This is a genomic window from Streptomyces sp. V3I7 (assembly GCF_030817495.1).
Taxonomy (GTDB): Bacteria; Actinomycetota; Actinomycetes; order Streptomycetales; family Streptomycetaceae; genus Streptomyces.
Genome location: NZ_JAUSZK010000001.1, coordinates 4,776,852 through 4,789,833, shown reverse-complemented (window position 1 = coordinate 4,789,833; position 12,982 = coordinate 4,776,852). Strand labels below are relative to the sequence as shown.

Annotated in this window: 12 protein-coding genes; 4 read left to right on the top strand and 8 right to left on the bottom strand. The window is 72.3% G+C overall.

Annotated features, from left to right (window positions below):
• Positions 1 to 2: 2 nt before the first annotated feature.
• The 4 genes from cimA to QFZ74_RS22455 form a co-directional block, all read right to left on the bottom strand.
• Positions 3 to 1,613: a citramalate synthase gene (cimA, locus tag QFZ74_RS22470; protein ID WP_307622614.1), complete on the bottom strand. Its 1,611-nt coding sequence runs from the start codon at positions 1,611 to 1,613 to the stop codon at positions 3 to 5.
• A gap of 284 nt (positions 1,614 to 1,897) precedes the next feature.
• Complete coding sequence (locus tag QFZ74_RS22465; protein WP_307622613.1) at positions 1,898 to 3,199, bottom strand: MFS transporter; 1,302 nt, start codon at positions 3,197 to 3,199, stop codon at positions 1,898 to 1,900.
• A gap of 220 nt (positions 3,200 to 3,419) precedes the next feature.
• The gene (locus QFZ74_RS22460) at positions 3,420 to 4,508 is read right to left on the bottom strand and encodes a branched-chain amino acid aminotransferase (RefSeq protein ID WP_307622612.1); all 1,089 of its coding nucleotides are present in this window, start codon (positions 4,506 to 4,508) and stop codon (positions 3,420 to 3,422) included.
• 251 nt (positions 4,509 to 4,759) lie between these two features.
• On the bottom strand, positions 4,760 to 5,803 hold the full coding sequence (locus QFZ74_RS22455) for a 3-isopropylmalate dehydrogenase (protein WP_307622611.1): 1,044 nt from the start codon (positions 5,801 to 5,803) through the stop codon (positions 4,760 to 4,762).
• 175 nt (positions 5,804 to 5,978) lie between these two features.
• Between QFZ74_RS22455 and QFZ74_RS22450 the strand changes: the two genes are divergently transcribed.
• On the top strand, positions 5,979 to 7,535 hold the full coding sequence (locus QFZ74_RS22450; RefSeq protein WP_307622610.1) for a metallophosphoesterase family protein: 1,557 nt from the start codon (positions 5,979 to 5,981) through the stop codon (positions 7,533 to 7,535).
• 61 nt (positions 7,536 to 7,596) lie between these two features.
• Here the strand turns inward: QFZ74_RS22450 and QFZ74_RS22445 are convergent, their stop codons facing one another.
• Positions 7,597 to 7,728, bottom strand: a complete 132-nt coding sequence (locus tag QFZ74_RS22445; RefSeq protein ID WP_283844273.1) for a hypothetical protein — start codon at positions 7,726 to 7,728, stop codon at positions 7,597 to 7,599.
• Positions 7,729 to 8,022: 294 nt separating this feature from the next.
• Complete coding sequence (locus QFZ74_RS22440; RefSeq protein ID WP_307622609.1) at positions 8,023 to 8,913, bottom strand: LysR family transcriptional regulator; 891 nt, start codon at positions 8,911 to 8,913, stop codon at positions 8,023 to 8,025.
• 102 nt (positions 8,914 to 9,015) lie between these two features.
• Between QFZ74_RS22440 and QFZ74_RS22435 the strand changes: the two genes are divergently transcribed.
• Both QFZ74_RS22435 and QFZ74_RS22430 read left to right on the top strand, forming a co-directional pair.
• The gene (locus QFZ74_RS22435; protein WP_307622608.1) at positions 9,016 to 10,044 is read left to right on the top strand and encodes an NADP-dependent oxidoreductase; all 1,029 of its coding nucleotides are present in this window, start codon (positions 9,016 to 9,018) and stop codon (positions 10,042 to 10,044) included.
• A gap of 74 nt (positions 10,045 to 10,118) precedes the next feature.
• On the top strand, positions 10,119 to 10,325 hold the full coding sequence (locus QFZ74_RS22430) for a DUF5988 family protein (protein WP_307622607.1): 207 nt from the start codon (positions 10,119 to 10,121) through the stop codon (positions 10,323 to 10,325).
• A 117-nt stretch (positions 10,326 to 10,442) separates the two neighbouring features.
• On the opposite strand, the gene QFZ74_RS22425 is transcribed toward QFZ74_RS22430, so the two are convergent.
• Positions 10,443 to 11,255 (bottom strand): alpha/beta fold hydrolase, encoded by an 813-nt coding sequence (locus QFZ74_RS22425; protein ID WP_307622606.1) that lies wholly within the window; start codon positions 11,253 to 11,255, stop codon positions 10,443 to 10,445.
• Between the two features lie 215 nt (positions 11,256 to 11,470).
• Positions 11,471 to 11,830, bottom strand: coding sequence for a helix-turn-helix transcriptional regulator (locus tag QFZ74_RS22420; protein ID WP_307622604.1), 360 nt, complete (start codon positions 11,828 to 11,830; stop codon positions 11,471 to 11,473).
• A gap of 115 nt (positions 11,831 to 11,945) precedes the next feature.
• Here QFZ74_RS22420 and QFZ74_RS22415 point away from each other — a divergent pair, with 115 nt between their 5' ends.
• Positions 11,946 to 12,923: a zinc-binding dehydrogenase gene (locus QFZ74_RS22415; protein WP_307622603.1), complete on the top strand. Its 978-nt coding sequence runs from the start codon at positions 11,946 to 11,948 to the stop codon at positions 12,921 to 12,923.
• Positions 12,924 to 12,982 lie beyond the last annotated feature (59 nt).

Here is a 12,982-nt window from a genome sequence, read left to right as displayed (position 1 = left end):
CTCTAGGAGGCCGGCTGCACTCCGGCCCGCAGCAGCCCGTAGGTGTAGGCGTCCTCCAGGGCCTGCCAGGAGGCGGCGATGACGTTGTCGGCGACGCCCACCGTGGACCACTCGCCGGTGCCGTCCGAGGTGGAGATCAGGACGCGGGTCGTGGAGTTGGTGCCGTGCCGGCCCTCCAGGATGCGGACCTTGTAGTCGACCAGGTCGAGGCCGGCCAGCTGCGGGTAGATCTTCTCCAGGGCCACCCGCAGCGCCCGGTCCAGGGCGTTGACCGGGCCGTTGCCCTCGGCTGTGGCGACGATGCGCTCGCCCTTGGCCCAGAGCTTGACGGTGGCCTCGTTGGCGTGGCTGCCGTCGGGGCGGTCCTCGGCGATGGCACGCCAGGACTCGACCTCGAAGTACGTGCGCGGGCCGCCCTCGGCCTCGGCGCGCAGCAGCAGTTCGAAGCTCGCGTCGGCCGCCTCGTAGCTGTAGCCGTTCAGTTCGCGTTCCTTGACGCGCTCGACCACCCGGCCGACCAGTTCGCGGTCGCCGCCGAGGTCGATGCCGAGCTCCTTGCCCTTGAGCTCGATGGAGGCGCGGCCCGCCATGTCGGAGACCAGCATCCGCATGGTGTTGCCGACCTGCTCGGGGTCGATGTGCTGGTACAGGTCGGGGTCGACCTTGATGGCCGAGGCGTGCAGGCCGGCCTTGTGCGCGAAGGCCGAGACGCCGACGTAGGGCTGGTGGGTGGAGGGAGTGAGGTTGACGACCTCGGCGATGGCGTGGGAGATCCGCGTCATCTCGCGGAGGCGGCCCTCCGGGAGGACCTTCTTGCCGTACTTCAGTTCCAGGGCGGCGACGACCGGGAAGAGGTTGGCGTTGCCGACGCGTTCGCCGTAGCCGTTGGCCGTGCACTGGACGTGGGTCGCGCCCGCGTCCACCGCGGCGAGGGTGTTGGCGACCGCGCAGCCGGTGTCGTCCTGGGCGTGGACGCCGAGGCGGGCGCCGGTGTCGGCGAGGACGGTCGAGACGACGGCCTGGATCTGGGCGGGGAGCATGCCGCCGTTGGTGTCGCACAGGACGACCACGTCGGCGCCCGCTTCCGCGGCGGTGCGGACGACCGCCTTGGCGTACTCGGGGTTGGCGCGGTAGCCGTCGAAGAAGTGCTCGCAGTCGACGAAGACGCGGCAGCCCTCGCCGGTCAGGAAGGCGACGGTGTCCCGGACCATCTCCAGGTTCTCGTCCAGCGTGGTGCGCAGGGCGAGTTCGACGTGCCGGTCGTGGGACTTGGCGACCAGGGTGATGACCGGGGCGCCGGAGTTCAGCAGCGCCCTGACCTGCGGGTCGTCCGCGGCCTTCGCGCCGGGCCGGCGGGTGGCGCCGAACGCGACCAACTGGGCGTGCCTGAAGTCGAGCTCCGCCTGCGCGCGGGCGAAGAACTCGGTGTCCCGCGGGTTCGCGCCGGGCCAGCCGCCCTCGATGAAGCCCACGCCGAAGTCGTCCAGGTGCCGGGCGATGGCGAGTTTGTCCGCGACGGTGAGGTTGATGCCCTCGCGCTGGGCGCCGTCGCGCAGCGTGGTGTCGAAGACGTGGAACGAGTCGTCGAGGCCGCTGGTAGCCGTCTCGGTCATGGTCTGAAGGCTCCTGTACTGGATTCTCGGTCTTACCGGAATGACCGGCTCCACCGTCCCCCAATCCTCCCTCGCGCTCCGCTCCCCGGCTGATGGTGGGCCGGAAAACGAAAAACCCCTCGCGGGTGCGAGAGGTCTGCGCGCGGGTCGAGGACGACGATGGCCACCCGTACCTGGTCGTACGTGATGGTCACTGCGGACCGGCGCGCCTGCTGCCAATCATCATGGCGAACGAGAGCACGGGGGCAGTCTGGCACAGCACCGCCCCCGGCCCGGTGGGCGTCTCAGGATGCGGTCGTCAGCGTGGACTCCTCGCGGGGCTCCACGCGCGCCAGGTCCAGGTCCCTGGTCTCGCGCATCGTCACGTACACCACGAGGGAGACGGCGGCGCAGCCCGCGACGTACCAGGAGAAGCCCGACTCCACGCCCGCGTCCTTGAACCACAGGGCGACGTACTCCGCCGTGCCGCCGAACAGGGCGTTGGCGATCGCGTAGGGCAGCGCGACGCCCAGCGCGCGCACGCCCGTGGGGAACAGCTCCGCCTTCACACAGGCGTTGATCGAGGTGTAGCCGGTGACCACGACCAGGGCGAGCAGGGACAGGCCGAGGGCGGGCCAGAAGCTGCCCGCGTGCTTCAACATGGCCATGATCGGCACGGTGAGGACGGTGGAGCCGACCGCGAAGGTGATCAGCAGCGGCCGCCGCCCGATCCGGTCGGAGAGCCGGCCCGCGAGCGGCTGGAGGCAGGCGAAGACGAACAGCGCGGTGAAGGAGACGAGGGTGGCGGTCTCCTTGGGCAGGCCCGCCGAGTTCGACAGGTACTTCGTCAGATAGGTGGTGTACGTGTAGTAGGCGACCGTGCCGCCCATGGTCAGCGCGATGACCAGGAACGCCTCGCGCTTGTACTGCCACAGCGCGCGCAGCGTGCCGCGCTCCTCGGCGCCGCTGGTGTCCTCCTCGTACACCTCGCTCTCCAGCATGGTGCGCCGCAGGTAGAAGACGATCGCCGCGCCGAGCGCGCCGACCACGAAGGGGATGCGCCAGCCGTAACTGTGCAGCGCCTCGTCGGACATGGTGCGCTGGAGGAGGATCTGCAGGGCGAGGCCGACGAGTTGACCCGCGGTCATGGACACGTACTGGAAGCTGGAGGCGAAGCCGCGCCGGCGCGGGTCGGAGGCCTCGGTGAGGTAGGTGGCGCTGGCCGCGTACTCGCCGCCGACCGACAGACCCTGGAGGAGGCGCGCGACGAGCAGCACGAACGCGCCGCCGTACCCGGCGACGGCGTAGGTCGGCGCGACGGCGATGAGGATCGCGGACGCCGACATCAGCGTCACGGTCAGTGTCAGCGCCGCCTTGCGGCCCTTGCGGTCGCCGACCCGGCCGAGCAGCCAGCCGCCGACGGGACGCATGAAGAACCCGACCGCGAAGATGCCCGCCGTGTTCATCAACTGGGCCGTGGGGTTGCCGCTCGGGAAGAACGCTCCGGCGAAGTACGTGGCGAAGGTCGCGTACACGAACCAGTCGAACCACTCGACCATGTTGCCCGCCGAGCCGACCCAGATCTTCTTCCAGTGTTGTCTGTCCATGCGCCGTTCTTGCCCGGTGACGGCGTCGGGGACTCCTCGGCCCTGTGGGGATTCCTTCACGTCAAGTGACCAACTGGCCTGGGCAAACGCCTTGTTCGGGGCAGAGGGGCACAGGGCGGACAGCGCGGGGCGCTAACAGGGCTCGAAACGGCGGCGGGGCCGCCGCGGACCGGGGTGGTCCGGGGCGGCCCCGACGAGTGCGTACGGGCGGGCGGGCAGCTCAGCCCAGCGGGTGCATCCAGCCGTGCTTGTCCTCGGCGGTGCCGCGCTGGATGTCCAGGAGCGCCTCGCGCAGCCTGAGGGTGACCTCGCCGGGCTGCCCGTCGGACTGCTTCCACTCGGCGCCGGCGCGCTTGACCGTGCCGACCGGGGTGATGACGGCGGCGGTGCCGCAGGCGAACACCTCGGTGAGGGTGCCGTTCTCGGAGTCGCGCTGCCACTGGTCGAGGGAGACGCGGCCCTCCTCGGACTCGTAGCCGAGGTCGCGGGCGACCGTCAGCAGCGAGTCACGGGTGACGCCCTCCAGGATGGAACCGGTCAGGGTAGGCGTGACGATCTTGTCGCCGTACACGAAGTACAGGTTCATGCCGCCGAGTTCCTCGACCCACTTGTGCTCGACCGCGTCGAGGTAGCAGACCTGGTCGCAGCCCTGGGCGGCGGCCTCGGCCTGGGCGAGCAGGGAGGCCGCGTAGTTGCCGCCCGTCTTCGCGTCGCCCATGCCGCCGGGGACGGCGCGGACGTGGTCCTCGGAGGCCCAGATGGAGACCGGCCTCACGCCGCCCTGGAAGTAGGCGCCGGCCGGGGAGGCGATGACGACGAAGAGGTACTCGTTGGCCGGGCGCACGCCCAGGCCGACCTCGGTCGCGATCATGAACGGGCGCAGGTAGAGGGACTCCTCGCCGCCGTGCGCGGGGACCCAGTCCTTGTCCTGGCGGACCAGGAGGTCGCAGGCCTCGATGAACGTCTCGACCGGCAGCTCGGGCATCGCGAGGCGGTGGGCGGAGCGCTGGAAGCGCTCGGCGTTCTTTTCCGGGCGGAAGGTGGCGACGGAGCCGTCGGGGCGGCGGTAGGCCTTCAGGCCCTCGAAGATCTCCTGCGCGTAGTGCAGGACGTTGGTGGCCGGGTCGAGCGGGATCGGCGCGTACGGAACGAGCTGTCCGTCGTGCCAGCCCCGGCCCTCGGTCCACTTGATCGTCACCATGTGATCGGTGAAGTGGCGGCCGAACCCGGGGTCGGCCAGGATCGCCTGGCGCTCCGCTGCGGAGAGCGGGGTGGCGGACGGCTTGAGCTCGATCGTGGGCGTCGTCATGAGTGCTTGTCCTTCACCGGTTGTAGTGACGGGCCGCGCTCACGCCTGCACGGCGCATAGCCAGTGCCAGGGCGTCCCAGCTTCCCTCATACCGCGGCTCCGCGTTCGATTATCGCGCGGGGACGACGGTGGGAAGGAATCGGGGTGAAAACGGCCCGGAGATTGATGGTGGCACCCGGACCGGCACAGGAGAAGCCGCCGGGTGCGGAACGCGGCCCGGCGGCTTCGGGAGAGTGTCGTGGCGCCGCCGGTCAGCCGCCTACCCGTACGGCGAGCGCGTCGCCGATCTCGGCGGTGCTCCGCTCGGGAAGCGTGCCGCGCTGCGCGAGGTCGGCCGACACGGCCTCCTCGATGCGGTCCGCCTCGGACTCGTACCCGAGGTGGCGCAGGAGCAGGGCGACGGAGAGGACCGTGGCGGTGGGGTCGGCCTTGCCCTGGCCGGCGATGTCGGGGGCCGAGCCGTGGACGGGCTCGAACATCGACGGGAACTCGCGGGCCGGGTTGATGTTGCCGGAGGCGGCGACACCGATGCCGCCGGAGACGGCCGCGGCGAGGTCGGTGATGATGTCGCCGAAGAGGTTGTCGGTGACGATCACGTCGAACCGCTCGGGCTGGGTGACGAGGTAGATGGTTGCCGCGTCGACGTGCACGTACTCGGTGGTGACCTCCGGGTACTCCTCGGCCACCTTGTCGAAGACGTCCGTCCACAGGTGTCCGGCGAAGGTCAGCACGTTGTTCTTGTGGACCAGCGTGAGCTTCTTGCGCGGGCGGGCCTGGGCGCGGGCGAAGGCGTCGCGGACCACGCGCTCGACACCGAAGGCCGTGTTGACGGAGACCTCGGTGGCGACCTCGTGGGGCGTGCCCTTGCGGATCGTGCCGCCGTTGCCGGTGTACGGGCCCTCGGTGCCCTCGCGGACGACGACGAAGTCGATCTCGGGCTGGCCGGCGAGCGGGGTGGCGACGCCGGGGAGCAGCTTCGACGGGCGCAGGTTGACGTGGTGGTCGAAGGCGAAGCGGAGCCTCAGCAGGAAGCCGCGCTCGAGGACGCCGGACGGGACCGACGGGTCGCCGATGGCGCCGAGCAGGATGGCGTCGTGCTTCCTGAGGTCGTCGAGATCGGCGTCGGTGAGGGTCTCACCGGTGGCGTGGTAGCGCCGGGCGCCGAAGTCGTACTCCTTGGTCTCCAGCTTCACGTCCTGCGGAAGGGCGGCGGCCAGGACCTTGAGGCCCTCGGCCACGACTTCCTGGCCGATGCCGTCTCCGGGGATCACTGCGAGATCGATGCTGCGCGACATGCCGGGGACACTACCCCTCGTCCCATGAATTGACACGCCCCGTCCGGCATGCGGACGGACGGGGTGGCGGCGGGGCGCGGTTGCGGTGCCGGCGGCACGGGGCGACTCCGGCCCTTCGGCCGGCGTTCATCCGTACGCAGCAAGGGTGTTGGGCGGCGCAGGGAAGTTCTCGCTCATGGAGACTCCTGACGTCGGCATCCCCCCACAGCTCGCCCGCCGGATGAGCATGGCCGAGCAGTACGAGTACCTGCGCGCCCGGCTCACCCGGCGCCGCACCCTGGTCACCGCGGGCGCGGTGGCGGGCGGCACCCTGCTGACCGGCTGCGCGCAGCCGGCCCGGACGGCGGGGCTGCCCGCGCCGTCCGCCTCCCGGGCCCAGGGCGCCGCGGTGATCCCGTTCGGCCGCCACCTCGCCTTCGGCGCCGACCCGAAGACGCAGATGCGGATCTCGTGGCAGGTACCGGCCGTGGTGCGGCGGCCGTACGTGCGGATCGGGCTGCGGCCCGACGACCTGGGCCGCCGCGTCCCGGCCGAGGTGCGCGACCTGCACACGCCGGGGGCACCGGGCATACGGCCGGCGGTCGAGCAGTACTACGTGCACGCGGCCCTGGACCGGCTGCACCCGGGCACGACGTATTACTACGGCGTCGGCCACGACGGCCGGGACCCGGCCGCCCCGGAGAACCGCTCGGCCATCGCCTCCTTCCGCACGGCGCCCGCGAGCCCGGAGCGGTTCGTGTTCACCGCCTTCGGCGACCAGGGCGTGAGCCGGGCGGCGGCCGCCAACGACCATGTCCTGCTGGGCCAAAAGCCGGCGTTCCACCTCCACGCGGGCGACATCTGCTACGCCGACACCGGCGGCCACGGCGAGAGGTCCGACGTCTACGACCCGCGCACCTGGGACCGCTTCCTCAGGCAGAACGAGCCGGTGGCGCGCTCGGTGCCGTGGATGGTGACCACCGGCAACCACGACATGGAGGCCTGGTACTCACCGGACGGCTACGGCGGCCAGCTCGCCCGCTTCTCGCTCCCCGGCAACGGCTTCGACCCGCACGGGACGCCGGGCGCGTACAGCTTCCGGTACGGCAACGTCGGCTTCGTGGCGCTGGACGCGAACGACGTGTCGTACGAGATCCCCGCCAACCTCGGGCGCTCGGGCGGCCGGCAGACGCGGTGGCTGGACCGCACGCTGCGGGAGCTGCGCGCGGCGAAGGGCGTCGACTTCGTGGTCGTCTTCTTCCACCACTGCGCGTACTCGACCTCCCAGCACGCCTCGGACGGCGGTGTCCGCGCCGAGTGGCTCCCACTGTTCGAGAAGCACCAGGTGGACCTGGTGATCAACGGACACAACCACGTGTACGAGCGGACCGACGCCGTGCGGGGCGGCGCGGTCGGCAGGCCGGTCCCGATCGGCGCGTCGACGGATCCGACGCGGGACGGGATCGTGTACGTCACAGCGGGCGGCGGCGGCCGGGAGCTCTACTCCTTTGCCTCGGGCGTCAAGGACAGCTACGAGGGGCACCTCACCCGGCACGACGAGGTGAAGACCTTCCACTGGACCCGCTCGCACGGCCGCGCGCCGGAGACGGTGGAGTGGTCGCGGGTGCGCTACACCGGCTTCTCCCTGCTGTCCGTGGCGGCGCAGGCGGGGCCGTCCCCGAGGCTCGCCGTCTCGGCGCTGACGGAGACGGGCGAGCGGATCGACCACTTCGAGGTGCGGCGCGGCCGGTGAGACCGCGCCGCACCCCGACCGGGTGCGGCTCCCGGAACGGTGCCGGAGGGCCGGCCGCGGCTCAGTGGCCGGTCTCGCCTCCGTTGTCACGGCGGTCGAGGGCGCGCTGGAGGGCGGCGGCGGCGTTCTTGCGGTCGGACTCGCTGGCGCGGGTCACGTGGCGGACGCGGCGGCGGACGGTCGTCTCGGCCATGGCAATCGCTCCTTCGGCAAACGCGGCGTAAGGCAACGGGATGACGAGAGGCCGGAAGGGGCGGGGAGCGATGGCCGCAGGGGTTGCCTGCACAGGGCCCGGCTCACGACCGCCATTCGCTTGATCGAGCGAGACGTTCGGCTCCTCCCAAGCTACGGGAGGCGGCCCCGTCTGTCTGCATAACTACTCGGGCTTCCTACTATCTGAGACGGCGACGGGTGTCACACCTCTGTGAACTCGGCTTTTGCCGTTCGGAGGTGACGTGCCGTACGGGTATGCCCGGCCGCACGCGTCTCACCCCGCCGCGCGCGGACGCAAGGACCGCAACTCCCGGATCAGCGCCCGCACGGCCGCCGTCGTGGCGAGTTCGGGCGTGGTGACGTATCCGACGGAGCGGGTCGGGCGCCGCGGTCCGAGGCCGGTGATCTCGACGGTGGGCGGGAAGCCGGTGAGCGAGAGCGCGGGCATGATCGCCATGCCGAGCCCGCTGCCCACCATCGACAGCACGGCTCCGTCGTCCTCGGCGCGCACGGTCGCCGCCGGGATCCAGTCCTGGGCGGCCCACCAGTCGCGGGTGTAGGAGGAGCAGTTCTCCGCCCAGTCGACGAGCCACAGGGTCCGGGGCGCGGGGTGTCCGGCCGGGTGCACCAGGGAGTACGGCTCCTGAAGCAGTACGTCGCCGACCAGCCCGGCCGGGATCGACGAGCCGTCGGCGGCGAAGGTCGCGATCCCGAGGTCGGCGCGCCCCTCGGCCACCTCCCCCGCGGTCCCGGCGCCCAGCTCCCGTACGACGGTCACGGTCGACTCGATACCCGGGTGCCGTGCGGCCAGCCGCTCCAGGGCGGGCGGCAGCAGATGCAGGGCGGCGCTGCGGAAGGCCGCGATGCGCAACGGGCCGGCGGCCTCGCCCGCTTCCGCGCCGCGGGTGTCGTCGACCAGGGCCGCCAGCATCCGCAGCACCCGCCGCGCGTGCGTCACGGCCCGCTCGCCGGCCGCGGTGGGCCGGGCGCCGTACCGGCCGCGCTCGAACAGCACGACGCCCAGCTTCCCTTCGATGCCGCGCACCACGTGGGAGACGGCGGACTGGGTGGCGCCGAGCCGGACGGCGGCGGCCGAGAAGCCGCCCTCGTCGGCCACGGCGACCAGGGTCCTGAGCTCTTGCGGAGCGAGGTCGGCTGTCGGCACTCGGGCTCCCACCTGCTGCTATGAGCGAGCTTCATGGATCGCTGCGTTCCATGAGCCCAACCCTCTGCCCGGCACGCGCATTCCTGCCTACGGTCCCGTCCCATGACCGCCACGACGCTGACGCCCTCTCCGTCCCGCACGACCGGCACCGCGCTGACCGTGCAGCAGACCGCCCGCCCGACCGGCTTCCCGACCGCCGGCCACTTCCGTTTCGTGCAGTCCCGCGTCCCGGAGCCGGCGGCGGGCACGGCCCTGGTCGAGAACCTCTACTGGTCCGTGGACCCGTACCACCGCGAAATGATGGACGGCGACTTCGAGTTGAATGCCCCGCTGGAGGGCCGCACCCTCGGTCGCGTGATCGCCTCGCGCGATGCGTCCCTCCCCGAGGGCACGGTCGTCCTGCACCGCAAGGGCTGGCGCACCCACGCGCTCGTCCACCCCGAGGAGGCCCGGCGGCTCCCGGAGATCGAAGGCGTCCCCCTGTCCGCGCACCTGGGCGTCCTCGGCGGTACGGGCCTGACCGCGTACGTCGGCCTCACCCGCGTGGCCCGGCTCCGCGCGGGCGAGGACCTGTTCGTCTCCGGTGCGGCGGGCGGCGTCGGCACGGCGACCGGCCGCTTCGCCCGGCTGCTGGGCGCGGGCCGCCTGATCGGCAGCGCGGGCTCGCCGGAGAAGGTGAAGTACCTGACGGAGAAAGCCGGTTACGACGTGGCCTTCGACTACCACGCCGGTCCGGCCGCCGAACTCCTCGCGGCCGCCGCCCCCGACGGCGTCGACATCGCCGTGGACAACGTGGGCGGCGACCAACTGGGCGCGGCGGTAGGTGCGTTGCGTCATCGCGGGCGGGTGGTGCGGGTCGGCACGATCGCCCAGTACAACACCCCGTCCGCCCCGCCCGTTCTGTTCGACCACGCCGACGTGGTGGAGAAGAGCCTGCGCATCGAGGGCTTCCTGGTGCGCGACTACCGGGACGTGCAGGAGGAGTTGTACGAGTTCGCCGTACCGCATCTGCTGAGCGGGACGCTGGTGTCCGACGAGACGGTGGTGGACGGCTTCGAACGGATCGTGGAGGCGTTCCTGCTGATGCTGCGCGGCGGCAATACGGGGAAGACCCTGGTGCGGGCGGCCTGACCGGCGGATCGCCCACCCGGCTGATCCTCACCTCCGCGCGCGACGTCGGACCGCGGCGGGGGAACCGTGACGTCATGAACGACACGGCCAAAGTGCTGCTCGAGGGCGGCCCGAACGATCTGCCGGAACGAATCGTCCCGATGCCGCCCCCGCAGAACGACGTGAAGATCGAGCTCCGGAACGGCTACGAACACTTCCGGCCGACCTCACGGCACGCGGACACGGCCGCGGGCCGGCTGCCCGTCTACGAGTGGTGGGAGCGGACGGAGATGCCCGGCTAGGACTGTGACCGCGTACGGTCGCGGGGTGGTTCTCGGGAAGCCCCCGCCATACGGCGAACCCTGTGCGGTCGCAGCATCAGCACCGGCATCACACCCGGCTCGGCGAGCCGCGGCGGCTCATCGCACCGCCGCCGCCACGGCCTCGCGGAAGCCGTCCGGGTCCTCGGCCCACGGCAGATGCCCGGCCTCCGGCAGGACCACCCGGCGTACGTGGGGCAGCGCGCGCTCCAGGGAGTCGACGGCGGTGCGCGGGCGCAGGTCCCGGCCGCCGTCGACGATCAGCACGGGGACGGGGAGGCCGCGGCAGGCGGCGTGCAGCTCGGGGCCGCCGCAGGCGCGCCCGCGCTCCGCGTCCAGCGCATGGTGGCACGGGCAGTTGATCCCGAACCACGGATCGGCCATCCGCCCGGCATGATCGAGGGCCCGCTCCCGGTCCTCGAACTCGGCGGACCACCGCACCACCGCACGCTCCCGCTCACCGCCCGGGGACCCCGGGTGATCGCCGAGCCGGGCACGGAGGTTCTCCACGAAGGCGGGGTACCAGTCGGCGTCGGGGCCGATCCCCGTGCCGGACACGTACACCAGCGTGCTCACCCGGTCCGGACGCGCCAGCGCGTAGCGCAGCGCCAGGTACGCGCCCCAGGAGTGGCCGAGCAGGGTCATCCGCTCCAGCCCGAAGTGCTGTCGAACGGCGTCGAGATCGGCGACGGACCGCTCGATCGTCCAGGGCCCCGCGCACCTCTCCGACCGCCCGCAGCCGCGCTGGTCCCAGCGGACGACCGGAATCGGCAGCAGCGCGGCCACGTCCGTGAACATGTCCCACAGCCCGGGCCCGCCGTGGCACAGCACGAGCGGCGCCCCGGGCGGCCCCGAGCGCGCCGCCCACAGACGCGCACCGTCGTCGGACGTCACCGTCACCACGTCGGCCATGAGGGCAGTCTGCCCGGCCGGACAGGGGAAGGACCCCACGGCAGGCCGTGGGGTCCAGCAGAGGTGTGGCCTACAGGCCGCCGCGCCTGGCGGGGAGCGTCACCGGTTCGGCCACGGTGACGTCGGGCTTGCCGGGCTCGACCAGGGCCACCGGGGGGTGACGGCGCGCGCCGATCGAGCCGTCGGTGGGCGGCGCCCCACGAGCGCTTCGGCCGTCAGGGCCCCGGCTCCTCCCGCCCGTCGTCGGCCCGGAGCAGCAGGGCGAGCAGCCCGGGGAACCGCGCGTCGAACTCCTCGCGGCGCAGCCGGTTGACGCGCCTCGGACCCCGGTCGCGCTGCTCCACCAGACCCGCGCCGCGCAGGACGGTGAAGTGGTGGCTGAGCGCGGCCTTGCCCACGGGCACGTCGAAGCTGCCGCAGTTACGGGTCCAGTCGTCGGAGGCCGCCAGCTCGCGGACGAGCTGGATGCGTACGGGGTCGGCGAGCGCGGACAGGGCCGTGAGGAGGGGGACGTCCTCGGGGTCCGTGTGCATCGGCGCGGCGCGGTGGCTGCCGCCCCCTGTCTGGTCTGACATGCGATCCGCCTCTTGCTGAGTGTTCGACGGTCATCTTACACTCCGAGTGTTCGCTTTCCGTTGAACATTCGTGAGCCGGTTCCTGAACGGGTCGATCGAAGGGTGCGTTCCGCCGATGCGTGCAGTCGAGTTCGAGGAGTACGGCGCCCCCGAGGTGCTGAGGGTCGTGGAGACCGAGGTGCCCGAGCCGGGGCCGGGTGAGGTGACCGTCGACGCCGTCTACGCGGGAGTGAACTTCGCGGACCTCAAGGCGCGTGCCGAGGGATACCGGGTGGAGTCGCTCCCCTTCGTTCCGGGACTCGAGGTCTCCGGCCGGATCAGGGCCATCGGAACCGGGGTGGAGGGCCTGCGTCCGGGGCAGGAGGTCGTCGCGCTGATCGGCGACGGTGGCTACGCGGAGGTGGTGCGGGCCGGGGCCGCCACCGTCTTCCCGGTGCCCGAAGGCCTGGACCTGCGCACCGCGGCCGCGCTGCCCACGGTGGTACCGACCGCGTACGCCCTGGTCAACGAGGTGGGCCGGCTGCGGGCCGGGGAGAGCGTACTCGTCCACGCGGCCGCGGGCGGGATCGGCACGGCGGTCGGGCAGCTGGCCCGGGCGGCGGGCGCGGGCGCGGTGTACGGCGTCGTCTCGTCGCCGGCGAAGGCCGCGCACGCCCTGAAGTACGGCTACGACGAGGTGTTCACGGCCGGCGCCTTCACCGAGGACGTCCGCCGCGCCACCGGCGGCCGGGGCGTCGACCTGGTCCTGGACCCCGAGGGCGGCGACACCCTCCGACGCGGCCTCGACGCGCTGGCCGTCTACGGGCGCCTGGTGTCCTACGGCAACGCGAGCGGGGCGGAGCCCTGGCAGGTCGGACAGGCCGAACTGCGCGCGCACGGCCGGTCCGTCGCGGGCTTCTCCATCCTGGCCCTCGCCGCGGCCGACCCCGGCGCGGTGCGCTCGCTGGTCGAGCGCGCCTTGCGGACCGTCACCGACGGCACGCTCACCCTGCCCGTCACCGCCGAGTTCCCGCTGTCGGAGGCGGCCGCCGCGCACGCGCTCATGGGCGGACGCACCTCCACCGGCAAGCTGCTCCTGCGCATCGCCGACTGAACACGTGAAAGGGGTGCCGCCGGACTCACGGGCCCGGCGGCACCCCTTTCAGCGGGCGG

Coding starts and splice junctions, on each gene's coding strand:
- cimA (WP_307622614.1), bottom strand. CDS start 1,613: ATGACCGAGACGGCTACCAGCGGCCTCGACGACTCGTTCCACGTCTTC.
- QFZ74_RS22465 (WP_307622613.1), bottom strand. CDS start 3,199: ATGGACAGACAACACTGGAAGAAGATCTGGGTCGGCTCGGCGGGCAAC.
- QFZ74_RS22460 (WP_307622612.1), bottom strand. CDS start 4,508: ATGACGACGCCCACGATCGAGCTCAAGCCGTCCGCCACCCCGCTCTCC.
- QFZ74_RS22455 (WP_307622611.1), bottom strand. CDS start 5,803: ATGTCGCGCAGCATCGATCTCGCAGTGATCCCCGGAGACGGCATCGGC.
- QFZ74_RS22450 (WP_307622610.1), top strand. CDS start 5,979: ATGGAGACTCCTGACGTCGGCATCCCCCCACAGCTCGCCCGCCGGATG.
- QFZ74_RS22445 (WP_283844273.1), bottom strand. CDS start 7,728: ATGGCCGAGACGACCGTCCGCCGCCGCGTCCGCCACGTGACCCGCGCC.
- QFZ74_RS22435 (WP_307622608.1), top strand. CDS start 9,016: ATGACCGCCACGACGCTGACGCCCTCTCCGTCCCGCACGACCGGCACC.
- QFZ74_RS22430 (WP_307622607.1), top strand. CDS start 10,119: ATGAACGACACGGCCAAAGTGCTGCTCGAGGGCGGCCCGAACGATCTG.
- QFZ74_RS22425 (WP_307622606.1), bottom strand. CDS start 11,255: ATGGCCGACGTGGTGACGGTGACGTCCGACGACGGTGCGCGTCTGTGG.
- QFZ74_RS22420 (WP_307622604.1), bottom strand. CDS start 11,830: ATGTCAGACCAGACAGGGGGCGGCAGCCACCGCGCCGCGCCGATGCAC.
- QFZ74_RS22415 (WP_307622603.1), top strand. CDS start 11,946: ATGCGTGCAGTCGAGTTCGAGGAGTACGGCGCCCCCGAGGTGCTGAGG.